Here is a 16,221-nt window from a genome sequence, read left to right as displayed (position 1 = left end):
GTGAACGCACGGACCGATTTTCCGCGCGCCGACGCTCTTGCGCCGGCCCCGCACAGCCCTGACGCCCCCGCCCTGATCGATGCCGCCATCATCGGGACGGGTTTTGCCGGCCTGGGCATGGCGATCCAGCTCAAGCAGAACGGCATCGACAACTTCCTCGTCTTCGAAAAAGCGGGGTCTGTGGGCGGCACGTGGCGCGACAACCATTACCCCGGCTGCGCGTGCGATGTGCAATCGCACTTGTATTCGTTTTCGTTCGCGCCCAATCCGGACTGGTCGCGCATGTATTCGCCGCAGCCCGAAATTCGCGCGTATCTGGAGCGCTGCACCGATGAATTTGGCGTGCGCCCGCATGTGCGCTTCCATCACGAACTGACGCGCGCCACGTTTGACGAAGCCGCCGGCGTGTGGAATCTGGAAATGGCCGACGGCCGCCGCTACCGCGCCCGCACGCTCATCTCCGGCATGGGCGGCCTGAGCCGTCCGGCCTGGCCGAACATCCCCGGCATCGAAACTTTCCAGGGCAAGGCGTTCCACTCGCAACTGTGGGAGCACGATTACGACCTGCGCGGCAAGCGCGTGGCCGTGATCGGCACAGGCGCGTCCGCCATCCAGTTCGTTCCGCAGATTGCGCCGAAGGTCGGCCGCCTCGACCTGTATCAGCGCACGCCGCCGTGGATCCTGCCCAAGCCCGACCGCAAGGTGTCGCGCGCTGAACATTGGCTGTTCCGCCACCTGCCGGTCACGCAAAAGCTGATGCGCACGGGCATCTATTGGATGCTGGAGTCGCGCGTGCTCGGCTTTGTGGTGCACCCGAAGCTGATGAAGGCGGTGGAGCGCATGGCGCGCGGTCATATCAAGCGCCGCATTGCCGATCCCGTGCTGCGGGAAAAGGTCACGCCGAACTACACCATTGGCTGCAAACGCATCCTGATCTCGAACGACTATTACCCGGCGCTCACGCGCGAGAACGTCGACGTGATCACCTCCGGCATCGCGCGCGTCGAATCCAACGCCATCGTCACCACCGACGGCAAGCGGCGCGAAGTCGATTGCCTGATCTTCGGCACGGGCTTTCATGCAACGGACCCGTTCCCGCGTGGCGTGCTGCTTGGCAGCCAAGGCGTGGACATTGTCGATGCGTGGGACAAGCACGGCGCCGAGGCCTACCTCGGCACCACCGTGTCGGGCTTTCCGAACTTCTTCATGGTGGTGGGCCCGAACACGGGGCTCGGCCACTCGTCGATGGTGTTCATGATCGAGTCGCAGGTGGCATACATCGTCGACGCGCTCAAGTCGATGCGTGCGCACAACGTGGCGGCCATCGACGTACGCCCCGACGTGCAGCGCCGCTTCAACGACGGCATCCAGAAGCGGCTGTCGAATGCAATCTGGTCTGCCGGCGGCTGCGTGAGCTGGTACCTCGACCCGAAGACGGGCAAGAACACGACGCTGTGGCCGGGATTCACTTGGCAGTTCCGCCGCGCCACCGCGCATTTCCGGCTGGCGGATTACCGCACGCGCCCGATGGTTGTACCGAAGGGCGTGCCCCTGCGCGTGCCTGCCCGCACGGTGCCCGCCGCTCAAAACACCCCCAACGAAGAAGCGCTCGACCGCGTCTGACGCGCGCCCGCCCCAAGGAGACCACGCCATGAAGTCATTCAACAACCAGGTTGCCGCCATCACGGGTGCCGCGTCGGGCATGGGCCGCTCGCTGGCACTGCAGCTGGCACGCGAAGGCTGCCACCTCGCGCTGGCCGATCGCAATGAAGCGGCGCTCGCGCAGACGCTGCAACTGGTGCGTGCGCACGAAGGCGACCGCATCCGCGTGACTACACATGCCGTCGACGTGGCCGACCGCGCCGCTGTGTACCGCTGGGCCGAAGAAGCGGCCGCCGCGCACGGCAAGGTCAACCTGATCTTCAACAACGCGGGCGTGGCGCTGTCCAGCACGATCGAAGGCATGGAAGACGACGAGCTGGCCTGGATCATGAACATCAATTTCTGGGGCGTCGTGCACGGTACCAAGGCGTTCCTGCCGCTGCTCAAGGCAACAGGCAATGGCCACATCATCAACACGTCGAGCATCTTCGGCATCTTCGCGCAGCCGGGCATGGGCGCCTACAACGCCAGCAAGTACGCCGTGCGCGGCTACACCGAAGCGCTGCGCCAGGAACTGGATCTGATGAACTGCGGCGTGTCGGCCACGTGCGTCCACCCGGGCGGCATCAAGACCAACATTGCCAAGTCGAGCCGCGTCTCGCCGAGCATGAACGGCTTCCTGGTGCGCGACGAGCAGCAGGGCAAGGCGGAATTCGAGAAGTTCTTCATCACCTCGGCAGACAAGGCTGCGCAGGTGATCCTGGATGGCGTGCGCAAGAACAAGCGCCGCGTGCTGATCGGCCCCGACGCTCACGCCGCTGACGTGATGGCCCGCGTGCTGCCTGCCGCATACCAGGCGCTGGTCGTGCGCGAAGCCTGCCGCACGCGCAAGAAGGCACTGCGTGACGATACGGCGCCAGCCACCGCGCGCGCAAAGTAGGAGCCGCCGATGAACACGGCCACCACCAACGAACTGTTCGCCAGCCCCCCGCGCGCGAACCTGCTCAACGTCGCCCGCGCGATGCTGCGCCCCGGCCGCATCGGCCTGCGCAGCATCGGGCGCGATGTGCTGATCGCGCGCTACGCCAAGCCGCAATCGCGCTACCTGCCGCTGATGGGCACGCGCGTGCATTACACCGATGAAGGCGCCGCCAACTCGGAAGGCACGTTGCTGCTGATCCACGGTTTTGGCGCGTCGCTGCACACGTGGGACGGCGTGTTGCCGCAGCTCACGCGGCGCTACCGCGTGATTCGGCTCGACCTGCCGCCGTTCGGCATTACGGGCCCGCTGCGCGATGCACAAGGCCGCCCGCGCACGATGGAGCTGCCGCTGTACCGCGACTTCATCGACGCGTTTGTCGATACGCTGGGCCTGTCGAAACTCACGCTGATCGGCAACTCGCTGGGCGGCATGGTGTCGTGGGACTTTGCCGTGCGGCACCCGGGCCGCGTCGAGAAGCTCGTGCTGATCGATTCGGCAGGCTTTCCGATGAAGCTGCCGATCTACATCGACCTGTTCAATCACCTGGGCGTGCGGCTGACATCGCCGTGGATGCTGCCCGAGGGGATCATTCGCGCCGCCACGCGCGATGTATATGGCGACCCATCGCGCGTGTCCGAACCGACGCTGCGCCGCTACGCCGACTTCTTCTATGCCGACGGCGCACGACAAGCCATCGGCAAGATGGTGCCGAAGTTCCGCTTTGACGATGTCGATACCAGCGGGCTGGCCTCGATCCGAGTGCCCACGCTCATCCTCTGGGGCCAGCGCGACCGGTGGATCCCGCCCGCGCATGCCGGTGAATTTGCCCGCCGCATTCCCGGCGCCACGCTGCGCATGTATCCGGCACTCGGCCATATCCCCATGGAGGAAGACCCCGTGCGCGTGGGGACCGACCTCTGTGCATTCCTCGATCAAGGGCGCGCATCGACGCGCCTTTCAGAAACCACATTCCAGGAGAACCGCCCATGATGCCAGTCCGCCGCGACGTGCATCCTCACCTGCCGGCTGATCGCATCAGCAACTGGCACGAGCGAGGCACGCACGTCACCCACTTCCTGAACGCGCTGTCGATCTTCTTCCCGACCGGCGAGCGCTTCTTCATGGACAGCGTGCGCAACTACCGCCATCTGGTGACCGACCCCGAACTCAAGCAGGCCGTGGCCGGCTTCATCGGCCAGGAAGCCATGCACACGCGCGAGCACGTGCTGTACAACGATCTGCTCGACCGCGCCGGCCTGCCCGCCACACGCATCGACCGCTTTGTCGGCAAGTTCCTGAACGTACTGCGCAAGTGGACCCCGAAGTCGCACCAGTTGGCCGTGACCGTGGCGCTGGAGCACTACACCGCCATGCTGGCCGGGCAGGTGCTTTCACATGAAGATGGGCTGGGTCGCAACTCGGAACCCGGCTATCGCCAGGTCTGGCTGTGGCATGCCATGGAAGAAACCGAGCACAAGGCCGTCAGCTACGACGTGTGGAACCTTGCCATCAAGCCGGGCCTGCACCGTTACATCCTGCGCACGTCGACGATGCTGCTGACCACGCTGATGTTCTGGTCGATGGTGTTCTACGTGCACTTGCGGCTGATCTTTGCCGATCGCACCTGCAAGAACAAGTTCTTCGGTCTGGGCAAGGCGTTCCACTTCCTGTGGATCCACCCTGCGCCGCTGCGCAAGATCATTCCGGAGTTCTTCGATTTTTTCCGGCCTTCATTCCACCCGTGGGATGAAGACAACCGTGACGCACTTGAACGCCTGCCCAAGCTGATTTCGGAAATCGAAGCCTACGCCGCAGCAAACGGCGAGGCGCCGTCGCCGTCGATCCGCCGCAAGCTGTCGACGGCAGGTGCAGCCGGGTCTTGAGCAGGCATTCAAAACGCCTGCAGCACCCGTCGTATCAGGATCAAACTAGAAATAGATAAGGCGCGCCCCACGCATGGGCGCGCCGGAGACACTAGCCTTTGTCCGGCCCAGGCGCGTTGCCTGGCGGTTCATGCATGTGCTCGATGACCTGCGCCACGCGGTCGCCCAGGTATTTGTTGGCGGCCGTCTCAAGTGCGCGCATCAGCTCGGCTTCAACCGCCACCAGCGCCAGCGGACGGATGCGCCAGATCACGTCGACCAGACGCGGCACGTCTTCGACCGGTGGCAGATCGCTGCCGTATTTGTCGAGTTCGCGCACGACCATGGAGACGAGATCGTCGGCCACCGCCTGCGTATGCGGCCGGGCACGCTCGATGATGTCGAGCACTTCGACCAGCGGGAAACCGGCCTTTGCCATCTGCGCGCCGGCCAGCAGTGCTTTCGGGCTGCGCGCCAGATAGCCGAGGCCATCGGGTTCAAGCAGGCCAAGCGAAATGGCCCGCGCGAGCGCCTGACGCGACATGGCACGGCCAAACAGCTTGGCCAGTGCCAGGAGCGAGTAGTGCTTGGGCGACTCATCCGACCACGGGCTGGCGATGGCGGATTCGAGCCCGAGAATGGAGCGCAGGTCATGGCCCTCGACGATGGCCTTGAGCAGCTCCTGGATGTTGGAGAGCGTGTAGCCGCGCCCGAGCAGGTGATTAATGAGCTTGAGCCGCCCCAGATGCGCCTGCGTGTAGATACCCACGCGACCACGCCGCTCGGGCGGATCGATCAGGCCGCGATCCTGATACGAGCGGACGTTGCGGACGGTGGTTTCAGCCGCGCGCGCCAGTTCATCGATGGTGAACTCGCGGGCAGGCGGAATAGCGGGTGGACCGGCATCGCCGGTTGGTTTGCGGGCAGGCATGCAAAAAATTCTACACGAGCGCGGCGACAGACCGCGTCGGTTACCGGAACGTTTCCGGTGCGTTTCTCGCGACGAGGAGACCGTCGATGTGGGACTTGACCTTGCGTCACCGTAATAGCGCGCTCCGGGCTGCGGGCGCGGTGGTTGCGGCGCTGCTGCTGCAAAGCTGCGCCACCGCCAGCGACGAACACGGCGCCATCGAGGCCGAAAAGGCCAAGCAGCTGGAAGATGCACGCGCGCAAGCCCGCGCACCGTTCCAGTCGGGCAACCTCGCCACGCGCGAGGTACGGCCCGCCACGCTGCGCGATTCCGGCCAGCCCGATGCGATCTCGTATCTGCGTCATGTCGATTTCCGCTTCGATGGCGGCGTGGGTTTCCTGGTCGATCAGCTCGCGCTACGCATGGTGCCGCGTGCGCCAGGCGATCCGGTGTGGCTCGACGATGTGTCGTCGTACACGCTGCAGCCAGTGAATGGTTCGGTACGCGTCACGGCCGAGAGCATGGCCGCGCTGTTCAATACCGTGGTCTTTGCGCGCGGGCCGGGCGATGACCCTCCGCTGCGCAACTTCAGCTTCTCGCTCGACGACGGCACACTCGACATGCGCGCCGAGATGCGCCGTCGGGGCGCGTGGGTGCCGATCGAACTGCGCGGCCCGCTGGTCCTGCGCGACCCGCAAACCATCGTGTTCCGCCCCAACGTGGTCAAGGTGCGAGGCCAGGATGCCAGCGCGCTGATGGGCGCCGCGCATATCGAACTGGCCGATCTGTTGCCGGTGTCGACGCCTGCCGTTCAACTGACCGCGAGCGAAATCGTCATGCAGGTGCCGAAGCTGTTTCCGCCCCCTGCGCTGGATTTGAAGCTCTCCGCCATTCGTGTCACGCGCGAGGGGCTGCTCATGCAGATCGGCGATGGCAACCCGCAGATGCCGCCGCTGGCCAACGCCGCTGACGCGCAGCGCCCGTACATCCTCTTTCGCGGCGGCGACATCCGGTTCATGCGCTCGATGCCGATGAACGCGCGCATCGATATCGTCGTGGCCGACCCGGCCAAACCGTTCGTCTTCAACCTGTACCGCTATCGCGATCAGCTTGTGGCAGGGTCGCTGCGCTTCTCGCCCGACGGCGGCATCCGCGTGCTGATGCCGTCGTTCGACTCGATCGCCGCCACCAAGCCCGCGAAGGCAACTGCCCTCGCCAAAGCGGGCAAACCCGCCCTGCAACTCGCCAAGAGGACCGCGCCATGATCGCCCCCGCCTTCGCTCTCGCCGCTCTGATGTTGCGCCTGGCGTTGGTGACGCTCGGCTTGGCCGGCCTCGTGGCCAGTGCGCTCGCCCGCGCTGCCGAGCCGCCGATGGCCAGCGCGCAACGCAAGGAGTTGACCGCGGTACGCCAGCAATGGGCGCAGCGCTGCGATCCTTCCTCCGGAGCGCCCAACGCCAGCGGCCCCGCCGTTGCGCGCGACTCGGGCACGGCACCGCCCGTCGTGCAGATGCGTGATGTGGATTTCCGCATCACCGGCGACATCGGCTTCCGCGTGCACCAACTCACCGCGCAGCTCGTGCCACACAAGCCGGGCCAGCCCGTCGACATGGACGATCCGAGCCAGTTCGACATCCGCATCCTCGGCGGCGAAGTGACGGTGCCCAAGGATTCGCTCGACGCGCTGTTCAACCGGTATCTGCTCGACTATTCGCCGCGCTCGCTCAATGCGCTGTCGCTCACGCCGGGCGACGGCGTGCTCGACGTGTCGGGCGGGCTCAAGCTACGCAATCATTTTCCCGGCGTGTGGCTGCCGTTCGGCATGCGGGGCACATTGGCGCTCAAGGAATCGCGCTACCTCGTCTATACGCCCACCGAGGCCCGCGTGATGGGTATCCAGACACTGGCGCTGCTCAAGGGAATGGGGCTGGAATTGTCGGGGCTTGCGCCGCTCAATCGCGACGGCGCCAAGCTGGACGGTAATGACATGGTGCTGGACCAATACACCGTCTTCCCGCCGCCGCGCCTGATCGGTCAAATGAAAACGGCGCGTGTCACGCCGGACGGGCTGGTGCTCGGGTTCGGCCCCGCGCCCGCGATGTGTGCGTCTGCACCAACCGACGCGGCCAGCCGCATCTGGATCCAGTCCGGTGACTTGAAGATGTACAACGTGCTGGTGACCAACAGCCGCGTGCTGGTGACCGATACGTCAACGCGCGGGCCGCTGCGCTTCGACCTGTATCACTACCGCGAGGCCGCCGCACGCGGCACCACGCACATGGATGCGGACGGCACGCTGCGTGTCGACCTCGCGCCGGCAGCGGCCGTCCAATAACGCTGTCGTCGGCGCACTATTTTTGGCAGACAGCGTGCAGGATTGCCTCGCCCTCTGAGCGCGACACGACGGCTTCCCAGCGGGGGCCGTCGATGTTTTTGGTGAGCACCGTGGCGTGCTGGCCGTCCTGGATCAGCGCGCTGACCGGCAGGATGCGCCCTTCCTTGCAGTCGTAGACGGACGTGCGTGTGTCGTACTGGTACGCCCTGCCGTCGGAGAGCTTGCGGGGCGCGTCATAGGCGTCGCGCGTCGTGGCACGCACGGTGCCGTCCTTGTTGTGCTCAATGGAGTCCTTGTCCAGATAGAGCGAGCCGCCGTTGTCGGCCAGCGGGGCCAGCTTGACCCAGTTGTCGGCCGCCATGGCGGTCGAGCTACCGATTGCCAGCGCGGCAGCCACCCAGTAGATCAGCGTCGTTCGTTCCGTTCGCATCGCAACCTCCGTTTGCCTCATTTCACAGACGTATGCGGGGCGACGCAGCATAGCTGCCTCGCTCTCTGCACATTCGAATTTGGCGTAGCAAACCGCATGCCCCGCGCGTGACGCTGCCACGGCAGACAACAAAAAAGCCCGCACGGGGCGGGCTTCTTCGGGAATGCGGGACGGCTTACTTGGCAGCGGCGGCCATGTAGTCGACGGCGGCTTTCACGTCGTCATCGGAGCCGGCATAAGTGCCCTTGGGCGGCATCGCGCCCTTGCCGTGCAGCGCGGAGTCATACAACTTGGCCTTGCCTTGGGCAATGCGCGGCGCCCAGGCGGCCTTGTCGCCAAACTTGGGCGCGCCAGCCACTCCGGCGGCGTGGCACATCTGGCAAGTCGAATCGTAGACTTTCTTGCCGACTTCACCCGCAGAGGCTTGCGGTGCGGCAGCCGCAGCCGGCGCGGCCGGTGCTGCAGCAGCGGGTGCCGGCGCAGCAGCGGCCGGAGCGGGGGCAGCCGCCGGCGCCGAAGCTTCCGGTGCCGATGCAGCAGCCGGGGCTGCGCCCGCGCCCGCCGGTGCAGCCGGTTCTTGCAGCTTGCCGCCAGCGGAGTTGGCCATGTAGACGATGGCGCGTTCGATTTCGTAGTCGCTGACGTCATCCGGCGACGTGCCGCCGCGTGCGGGCATGCCGCCCTTGCCGGCCAACGCCACCTTCGTCAGGCCATCCAGGCCCTGCGGCAGGCGCGGGCCCCAGCTTGCCGCGTCGCCAAATTTGGGCGCGCCAGCCACGCCAGCCGCGTGACAGGTCGCGCAGACTTCCTTATAGAGCTGCTCGCCCGTCTTGAAAACGTGCGGTGCGCTCGGGTCTTTCAGTTCGAGTTGCGCAACGGGCTTGATGCGATCGTTGACGGCCTCTTCCGACATGCCGGAACCGCCCGCGCCTTCCCTGGCGCCCAGGCCAACGTAATTGGCCAGCAGGATGATGATGAGAATGGGAACGACAAAGGCGGCGATCACCGCGATGATCAGCTGCTTGGGGGTCTTGATCAGAGGCTCGTGTTCGTCGTGTTGCGCGTCGCTCATGCTCAACTCTCAGGATGGTGAAACCGCTCTTGGAGCCCTCAGAGCGCCGCCGGCAAGGTCACGAGCATCGCCGGCAGGGCGTGGGGGCCGCATTGGATCGCGATGAGGGCAGGAAGACCGTGGCGATTCAATCGCCGCGTCGGCCCAGACAGACCTGTCCCCGTCTTTCTTCTGGCAAATAACGCGCGATTATATCCGTAATGCTTTGGCCTTTGACACGCGGGACAGCCCTAGGCGCCGCTTTTCGACCTGCGTCAAAAACCCAACGAAACGTTGCAGCAGCAGGCCTCGTACCCAGGGGGTCACGGGCGTGCGATGGACGCTTGCGCCCAAATGCGCTATCCTGCGGGGCTTCTCTTTCGGTGCGTTCTGTGCCGATATGCGCCCGTAGCTCAATGGATAGAGTACTGCCCTCCGAAGGCAGGGGTTGCTGGTTCGATCCCAGCCGGGCGCGCCAAGCCTGACAACACTTCGCAGCACCCTCCCTTCTCCCTGCCCTACCCGACTGTAGCTAAATTGCAGCTACCTTCAGCTCCGGCGCCTGTTCCGGCGTCTCGGTAAGCGGCACCACCCACTGCGCCAGGTGGCCGGCCGACAGGTGGGCATACCGCTGCACCATCTCCATCGTTTCCCACCCACCCAGCTCCTTCAGCACCTGCAGCGGCGTGCCGCGTTGCACGTGCCAGCTCGCCCACGTGTGGCGCAGATCGTGCCAACGGAAGTTGCTGATCTGCGCCCGCGCCAGCGCCTTGCGCCAGGCCGCCGTGACGGTCTGGTACACCGGCGCGCCCCGGTACACGAACACGCTGTCCACGTGTTCGGGCAATCGGGGCTTCGGAAACTGCCGTCGCAAGATCGCCACAGCGGTTTCCGACAGCGGCACGGTGATGGCCTTGCGCGCCTTCGCTTGGTCGGGATGAATCCAGGCGACCCGGCGCACCAGGTCTACTTGCGACCACTGCAGGCCCGTCACGTTGGCACGCCGCAGCCCAGTCTCCAGGGAAAAACGCGCCATCTCGGCCAGATGGTCGGGCAACTCGCCCAGCAACCGTTCCGCCTCCGCTGGCGTCAGCCAACGGATGCGCTTCGCCGTGCCTTTTCGCCGCTTCATCTTGGGGGCCGCGTCGATCCACCCCCATTCCGCCGCAGCATTCAGCACAGCCACCAGCACGCCCACCACCCGTCGCACGGTGCCGACGCTGACCGTACCGGGCAGCTCCTTCACCCCGTCCCGCGTCTTCACGATGCGCCGTTCGGCGCGCTTCGCGGCAGCAATCGTTTCGATCCGATCCAACCCGATCGCGGCCAGCTCGACACCTGAGAGGCGGCGATCAAGCCAGCGCAGATGCGTCTTCGTGGTCTCGATGCTGGAGCGGTCGGCCCGTGCCTCCACGTATCGCACCACAGCGTCGTTCCAGGTGTAGCGCGGGCGTTGCCCGAGCTTCGCCTGATTCCACAGATCCACCTTTAGGCGGTCGTGGTACTCCTGGGCCTGCGCGCGGTCGCAGGTTCCAGTGCTGCCCTGTAGCGGCGTGCCGCCTCCAGGGGGGTACAGCTTGTAATACCAGTTGCTACTGCCTTTACGTTTGAAGAGCGACATGGCTCACCTTCCTTTGCCTGTTCGCCCTGCACAACTCGCGGGACCCATTCTCCGGCGAGGTAACGTTCGAGGGCAATGGTCGAAAACATCCATCGCTTACCCACTTTGCGCCCGGGCAACTCGCCAGCCTTTGCCTTGAGTCGCACGGTCTCCGGATGGGCGCCCAACAGCTTTGCAGCCGCGCCCAGGTCGATCGTGGTGCCTATTCCCGTCATGTCCGCCCCCGTCTCAAGCCGCGCGAGGGGACCACACGCATTGCAACCTGTGGACCTGTGGATTCACATTCGCGAAGAACTAACCCATTGATTTCGCGGCGCTTTCCGTCCACAGGTTTCCACGTGTTGGGCGCTTCTGACCTGTGGAATCCGTGGATGAAAAAATAGGCAGGGGTCCGAACCCGTGGAAAAACGCCCTCAACCCGTGGATGCCCTTGCGCGCGCCCTGCCTGCTTCTCTCCCCGTTCTTTCTTCTTCTCTTTCAATGATTTAGAGAGAGAGAAAGAAGGGGCGGCGGGGCAAGCGGCCGAATCGCGACCCGTGGAGAAACAACCGCAACCTGTGGAAAATCGCCCCCGACTTGTGGGCGGCATCGCTTCCAGAATCAAGGACTTAGCGCGACCGAGGCCCGATTTCCACGGGGCTTCTGCGCTGCCCGTGCCCCCCCATTGGAAAAAGCTATGCACGCCCCTCGCTTCCAGCGCCTGGCCGAAGGCTCCCGGCCGGCTCTCTCTTGAAGGGGGTACGGGGGAGACAGCAACCAGGTCGCCGCCGGCGCCGTGCCCCGTCACCTGCAGGACGCTGCCGTGCGGCACACCGTGGGCGCCAGGCACGGCCACTACGCGGCCGTAGGCCAGCAGACTGAAGTGCGCCAGGGCGCAGTTGACGAAGCGGCCTGCGGCCGCATGGAACGGGGAAGGTACGGTGGCCAGCATGGTGGTATCAGGCATGGACATGGGCATCCTCCCGAACCGCGACCGACAGGCCGTAGCCCGCCAGGCGTGTGAGCGAAATCGGCGTCAGGTGCGCCACGCGACGGCTGAAGATGGTGCGCTCGACTTCCTTCTCACCTGCGACCACGCCGGCGCCGTAGAGCTGCTTCTTGAACACGCGGTCGGACTTCACCGGCAGGCTGTTCCACTTCTCACGCAGCGGGTTGCTGTGTGCGATGTGGTCCATGATGTGGCTGGTGCGCAGCAGAATGCAGCGCTCGCCCTCCACGGTGTCAAAGGCGTGCGGGAACGAGAACTTGCCGGCGTCCACCTCCGACAGCGCGGTCTCCATGATCCACACCCAGGGCTCGCGGTCGGCGCTGGTTTCAGCGATGTGCGTGTTCATTTCGGCCAGCAGGTCGTTGATGAAGTTGCCGGCGCTGTGATGGATGCCAGCGAACTCGGCCAGGTAGTACCAGGCCGTCATGACTGCCGCATAGTTGGTCAGCATCCGCTTGGCGCCCTCGTCCTGGCCCGAGGCTCGCGCCATGCGCGTGCAGTAGGCGTGGATCTTCCGGTACTCGGCCAGGACCACGGCCTTGTCCAGGCTGGCCAGGAACTGCAGCCACTGCTTCACAGGGAAGCGCGGCAGGTCGTCGGGCATGATCGGCCCCTTCTTGCCGGTGAGCGTGGTGCGCACCAGCTTGCCGAGCAGGCTGCGCACGGGCACGTCTTCACCGGCCAGCATCACGGGCGCGCTGATCAGGTATTCCGTCATGTCGGTGCCGCGTTTGGTGACGGTGTACTGATAGTTCTCCTGCAGCAGGCCCACGGCCTTGTCGATGATCTCCTGCCGGCGGGCGGACAGCTCTTCCCAGCCCACGGGGTGGCTGGTGTGCGAGACGCTGGTGAGCAGCCGGAACTCGGTCTGCAGGCTTTGGCCCGAGAACATCGTGAAGGCCAGCGCGCGCTCCAGGCGCTTGATGAGCGTCGATTTGCCGGCGCCCTTGTCGGCCTGCACGGTCATGTGCGGCCAGAAGCCCAACAACGCCTTCAGGTGGCCTCCGAGCGCCCACACCAGGGGGACGGTGGCGGCGTTCTGCTTAAACGTCGCCTGGAAGGCCTCCAGCACCGTGCGGGCGTCCTGCTTCGGGCCGCTGGGGAAGGTGAGGTTGTGGTACGGGCACTGCTTCTCGGGCTCGGTGAAATAGCAGTCCGGCCCCTCGTTGACGATCAGCCGGCCATCGCGCCAGGCCAAGCCGACAAAGTTGGCCGCGTCACGCGCGCCGAGGTCGGCCGTGCGCTCCAGAATGTTGACCATGCGCTTGAACGGCGCCGGTGCCCAGATCGGGCCGAACTTGCCCCACAGGTCGGTGTTGTGGAGCTGGTCGTCCATCATCACGCGGCGGATCAGCTTCGCACCGTGGCGCGGCGCCTGCACCGAGACAGCGAAATACACCGTGGGCGACTGGTCGGGATCGCCCGTCATGGTCGACGTGGCGCTGGCCACCGATACGCGGCTGATCGACGCAACGCGAAAGCCGCAGAGGTCGGTGTACACCGGCGTTTCCACGTCACCCTCGCCCTGGCGGTCCATCTTGGTGATGTAGCTGGTGAAATCCGGCTTCACACGGAAGCGCCAGTACTGTGCGAAGTCATGCGCCGGCAGGTAGACGCGCGGTCGGCCGCGACGCGTCTCATCGCCCGCCATGCCGGCGATGATCCACGGCTCGAACTTGTCCAGTGCCCGGGCAAGCCGCTCAACCCCGTATTCTTGCAGGTAGTCGTTCACGTCGTTGATCGACTCGGCCGACGTCTTGTCGTCGTTCAGCCCCCGCACCCATTCGGATTGATCAACCAGCATTGCGCTGATGTTTAACGCGGTCAGGCGTTCATACAGCACCCATGCGGCCTCGGGGCCGGGGCGTTGGCCAGCGCGCGGGTGCCCGCTCTCAAACGGCGCATCGTTGTCCATGCAGATGACGCACTGCTTGCCCTGCAGGAACGAGAAGTCGATGCCGTCGACGTTGGACAGACCGCGCAGCGCGAACGCCGCTGCGCCCGGCAGGCCGCACGTGTCGATCGAGAGCGCGTTGATAGCGGATTCGACCAGGAACACACGGCGAGCGCGCGCCAGGCGTGCCGGGTCGGAGGTCCAGCCGTGCCCGTTCTTCTCGCCCTGGCTCTGCGTCTTGACGTTGCCGTTCTGCGCGGGGTCCAGGTAGCGCATGTCGACGGCCACCACCTGGCTGGTGTTGAGCGACTTGACGATGAACGCGGCCGCAGGCCCGCCGTAGCCGACTTCGCCCGGCTGTAGGCGTGAGCTCGTCCAGGCGTTGTAACCCAGCGTGCGGGCACGGAACGCGGCATCGATGGCCGCATCCGAAATGCCGCGGCTCTTCAAGTACTCGCGCGCATGCTCGCGGTCGGCGTGGCAGCGATCGGCGATGTACTCCGCCTTGGACTTCTCCCGGCGTTCCTGCTGGCCTGCGGGCACGTCACGCGGAATGGCGTAGGCGTCGTGCAGCCACTTCACTGCCTCCGACACGTCGCAGCCGTGCACCAGCATCACCAGGTCGATGCAGGTGCCGCCTTCGCCAGAGCTGTGGTCTTTCCAGCCGGTGCCGTGCGTTGGGTGGTTGACGAAGATCGACAGCGACGGGTTCTTGTCGGCGTGCAGCGGTGAGTGATAGAGCGCCTTGTCGCCGCCGGGGCCGCGCTTGATGCCCAGCCGCTCGGCCAGGTCGTGCAGGTCGATGCGTTGTTTCAGTTCTTCAATGGTTGCCATGCTTCGACCGCCTTAAAGGATCTCCGGGACGGTGGGCTGCACCGCCGCGTCCGCCACCCAATCCATGCCGTTCCAACGCGCAAATCGCGTGAGCTGGCGGTGGTAGTAATCGCGGCCCTGATGGTCCCAGACCGGCACGGGGACGCCACGCATCCAGCGCAGAATGATTTCGCGGCCGATGTGCTCGACGAGCACGCCGGCGTCGTGGTCAGCGTGGGGCACGGGGTTGACCTGGGCGATATGCCAAAGCGCAGCGATGTACTCGTCGGTGTAGCTCTGCAGGCGGTCGGTGTCGAGGTTGAAGGTGATGGTTGTTTTCATGGTCTTGTCTCTATGAAGATCAGTCGTCCAGGTCGCCGGCAGCGCGGCGTTTGAAGTCGACGGGAGGAAGTCGGGAAAGACGTTGGCGCAGGCGCGGCAACAGGGCAGCGGCTGCGGATTCGACGGCCTGGCGAAGCGCGGGCGGCATCGCGTCAAACGGCGTGGTCAGGCACAGGAAGTTGTGCATCCATCGGATGTCCGCTTCCGTGACTACGGGTCTGGACATGGCTTCAGCTCCGCGCGAAGAAACCGCGCCATACGCCGGTGCAGTAGCAAACGGTGAAGAACAGCGACGCGGTGAACATGCCCGGTTCGCCAGTCACATGCGTTAGGTAAAGCCACGCGGGCTGGCCAAGCAGGCCGGCGAGTGCTCCCCAACGATGCGTGCGCGGGCCGTAGTTCTGCAGTGCGACGGCGACGAACGCCGTCAGGAGCATCCAAAGATTGACGATGAACGCGAGCATCACGCGGCCCTCCCGAGTGGCCGCGCGGCACCGCTGCATGCAACCACTCCCTGGGATTCAAGCGCGCCAAGCACGCGCATCAGCGCGTCGATGCTGGAGGCGGCGATGGTGTGAACGGTCAGGTGGTGCCCATTGGCAGCAACGCGGACGATGAACGGTTTCATGCCGGCACCTCGTCGACAGCCGGAAACGCAACGGTTTCGCCAGCCGCGAGTGACGCGGCGCCTTCTTCAAGGTGAAAGCACAGCTCGATGTGGTTGCCGTCGTGAAGCCTGACAGACAGCCGCTGCGTGGCGTAGACATATGGCGCACCAATCACGATTTCGTGTCGACGAAACTGAACCGGTCCCACCTCGATGCTGGCCGCAGCGCAAAGCGTTGTAGTGAGAGAAGACATGCGTGACTCCTTTTTTCAGGCAAAAGAAGCCCCCCGCGCCTAGAAAGGCGCGAAAGCAGACGCGAGGGGATAAGGGGTTAGAGAGGTGCCGTCAGCCGGTCAGCAGTTCGAGCTGGCGGGGGTTTTCGGCGAAGAGACGAGAGCGGCCGGCAGGCAGATACGCCTGCGGGTTCGGCTTCATGCTGGGCGCGATGGTGCGAACAGCAGACAGGATTGCGGCGCAGGTGTAAGCGCACTCCACGTTGGGGCATTGGAGATACAGTTCACGCGACAGCAGCGACACGGGGCGGCTGGTGCGAATTTGCATGCGCGCAGCGCAGTGTGGGCAGGTGAGTTTCATTGCGTGTTCTCCGGTGATACGAGCTGAAGTGAGCGGCGTTTGCCTGTCATCCGTTCGGCGGCACGCCTTATCGACGCTTTCACAAGCCACTCGGCGGCTTGCTGCAATGTCTCCAGGCCCTGCTGCCGCCGCACGTTCTCTAGCGCTTGTAAGTCTTCGTCGGTAAAGCCGATATCGATTTCCGGCATCT

19 protein-coding genes and 1 tRNA gene are annotated in these 16,221 nt (G+C 65.1%); 7 read left to right on the top strand and 13 right to left on the bottom strand.

What is annotated here, in order from left to right; genetic code table 11:
• The 4 genes from BG83_RS0114635 to BG83_RS0114620 are packed head-to-tail and all read left to right on the top strand — an operon-like array spanning window position 1 to window position 4,467.
• Window positions 1-1,623, top strand: coding sequence for a flavin-containing monooxygenase (locus tag BG83_RS0114635; protein ID WP_024977444.1), 1,623 nt, complete (start codon window positions 1-3; stop codon window positions 1,621-1,623).
• 28 nt (window positions 1,624-1,651) lie between these two features.
• Window positions 1,652-2,542, top strand: coding sequence for an SDR family NAD(P)-dependent oxidoreductase (locus BG83_RS0114630; protein WP_024977443.1), 891 nt, complete (start codon window positions 1,652-1,654; stop codon window positions 2,540-2,542).
• 9 nt (window positions 2,543-2,551) lie between these two features.
• Window positions 2,552-3,574, top strand: coding sequence for an alpha/beta fold hydrolase (locus BG83_RS0114625; RefSeq protein WP_024977442.1), 1,023 nt, complete (start codon window positions 2,552-2,554; stop codon window positions 3,572-3,574).
• The gene (locus BG83_RS0114620; protein ID WP_024977441.1) at window positions 3,571-4,467 is read left to right on the top strand and encodes a metal-dependent hydrolase; all 897 of its coding nucleotides are present in this window, start codon (window positions 3,571-3,573) and stop codon (window positions 4,465-4,467) included. The genes BG83_RS0114625 and BG83_RS0114620 overlap by 4 nt, the downstream gene beginning before the upstream one ends.
• Window positions 4,468-4,558: 91 nt before the next feature.
• Here BG83_RS0114620 and BG83_RS0114615 read toward each other — a convergent pair whose 3' ends face one another.
• The gene (locus BG83_RS0114615) at window positions 4,559-5,377 is read right to left on the bottom strand and encodes a MerR family transcriptional regulator (RefSeq protein ID WP_024977440.1); all 819 of its coding nucleotides are present in this window, start codon (window positions 5,375-5,377) and stop codon (window positions 4,559-4,561) included.
• A gap of 86 nt (window positions 5,378-5,463) precedes the next feature.
• On the opposite strand from BG83_RS0114615, the gene BG83_RS0114610 reads away from it, so the two are divergent.
• Together BG83_RS0114610 and BG83_RS0114605 are read left to right on the top strand one after the other, a co-directional pair.
• Complete coding sequence (locus tag BG83_RS0114610) at window positions 5,464-6,621, top strand: hypothetical protein (protein WP_024977439.1); 1,158 nt, start codon at window positions 5,464-5,466, stop codon at window positions 6,619-6,621.
• Window positions 6,618-7,691: a hypothetical protein gene (locus BG83_RS0114605; protein ID WP_024977438.1), complete on the top strand. Its 1,074-nt coding sequence runs from the start codon at window positions 6,618-6,620 to the stop codon at window positions 7,689-7,691. Before BG83_RS0114610 ends, BG83_RS0114605 begins: the two co-directional genes overlap by 4 nt.
• Before the next feature lie 16 nt (window positions 7,692-7,707).
• Here BG83_RS0114605 and BG83_RS0114600 read toward each other — a convergent pair whose 3' ends face one another.
• Window positions 7,708-8,121: a surface-adhesin E family protein gene (locus BG83_RS0114600; RefSeq protein ID WP_024977437.1), complete on the bottom strand. Its 414-nt coding sequence runs from the start codon at window positions 8,119-8,121 to the stop codon at window positions 7,708-7,710.
• Between the two features lie 175 nt (window positions 8,122-8,296).
• Entirely contained in the window at window positions 8,297-9,193 is an 897-nt protein-coding gene (locus tag BG83_RS0114595) for a c-type cytochrome (RefSeq protein WP_024977436.1), read from the bottom strand.
• Window positions 9,194-9,574: 381 nt separating this feature from the next.
• Here BG83_RS0114595 and BG83_RS0114590 point away from each other — a divergent pair.
• A tRNA-Arg gene (locus BG83_RS0114590) sits at window positions 9,575-9,650 on the top strand.
• A 54-nt stretch (window positions 9,651-9,704) separates the two neighbouring features.
• On the opposite strand, the gene BG83_RS0114585 is transcribed toward BG83_RS0114590, so the two are convergent.
• The 10 genes from BG83_RS0114585 to BG83_RS0114540 form a co-directional block, all read right to left on the bottom strand.
• The gene (locus BG83_RS0114585) at window positions 9,705-10,748 is read right to left on the bottom strand and encodes a site-specific integrase (protein WP_268747345.1); all 1,044 of its coding nucleotides are present in this window, start codon (window positions 10,746-10,748) and stop codon (window positions 9,705-9,707) included.
• Window positions 10,661-11,008, bottom strand: coding sequence for a helix-turn-helix domain-containing protein (locus BG83_RS29855; protein ID WP_152543706.1), 348 nt, complete (start codon window positions 11,006-11,008; stop codon window positions 10,661-10,663). Before BG83_RS29855 ends, BG83_RS0114585 begins: the two co-directional genes overlap by 88 nt.
• 723 nt (window positions 11,009-11,731) lie before the next feature.
• Complete coding sequence (locus BG83_RS0114575) at window positions 11,732-14,509, bottom strand: toprim domain-containing protein (RefSeq protein WP_024977433.1); 2,778 nt, start codon at window positions 14,507-14,509, stop codon at window positions 11,732-11,734.
• Between the two features lie 12 nt (window positions 14,510-14,521).
• On the bottom strand, window positions 14,522-14,830 hold the full coding sequence (locus BG83_RS0114570; RefSeq protein WP_024977432.1) for a hypothetical protein: 309 nt from the start codon (window positions 14,828-14,830) through the stop codon (window positions 14,522-14,524).
• A 19-nt stretch (window positions 14,831-14,849) separates the two neighbouring features.
• Window positions 14,850-15,056 carry a hypothetical protein gene (locus BG83_RS0114565; protein ID WP_024977431.1) on the bottom strand — a complete coding sequence of 69 codons (207 nt, stop codon included), beginning with the start codon at window positions 15,054-15,056 and terminating at the stop codon, window positions 14,850-14,852.
• Window positions 15,057-15,060: 4 nt separating this feature from the next.
• Window positions 15,061-15,294 (bottom strand): hypothetical protein, encoded by a 234-nt coding sequence (locus BG83_RS0114560; protein WP_024977430.1) that lies wholly within the window; start codon window positions 15,292-15,294, stop codon window positions 15,061-15,063.
• Window positions 15,294-15,458, bottom strand: coding sequence for a hypothetical protein (locus tag BG83_RS29675; RefSeq protein WP_200869046.1), 165 nt, complete (start codon window positions 15,456-15,458; stop codon window positions 15,294-15,296). The genes BG83_RS0114560 and BG83_RS29675 overlap by 1 nt, the downstream gene beginning before the upstream one ends.
• On the bottom strand, window positions 15,455-15,691 hold the full coding sequence (locus BG83_RS0114550) for a hypothetical protein (protein ID WP_024977429.1): 237 nt from the start codon (window positions 15,689-15,691) through the stop codon (window positions 15,455-15,457). Before BG83_RS0114550 ends, BG83_RS29675 begins: the two co-directional genes overlap by 4 nt.
• Before the next feature lie 91 nt (window positions 15,692-15,782).
• Window positions 15,783-16,031, bottom strand: a complete 249-nt coding sequence (locus tag BG83_RS0114545; protein ID WP_024977428.1) for an ogr/Delta-like zinc finger family protein — start codon at window positions 16,029-16,031, stop codon at window positions 15,783-15,785.
• The gene (locus tag BG83_RS0114540) at window positions 16,028-16,219 is read right to left on the bottom strand and encodes a hypothetical protein (RefSeq protein WP_024977427.1); all 192 of its coding nucleotides are present in this window, start codon (window positions 16,217-16,219) and stop codon (window positions 16,028-16,030) included. Before BG83_RS0114540 ends, BG83_RS0114545 begins: the two co-directional genes overlap by 4 nt.
• Between the last annotated feature and the right edge of the window lie 2 nt (window positions 16,220-16,221).

Origin of the sequence: Ralstonia pickettii (genome assembly GCF_000607165.1) — a bacterium.
Lineage (GTDB): Bacteria > Pseudomonadota > Gammaproteobacteria > Burkholderiales > Burkholderiaceae > Ralstonia > Ralstonia holmesii.
The sequence above is the reverse complement of the archived record's forward strand: the minus strand, read 5'-3'. Positions and strand labels throughout refer to the sequence as shown.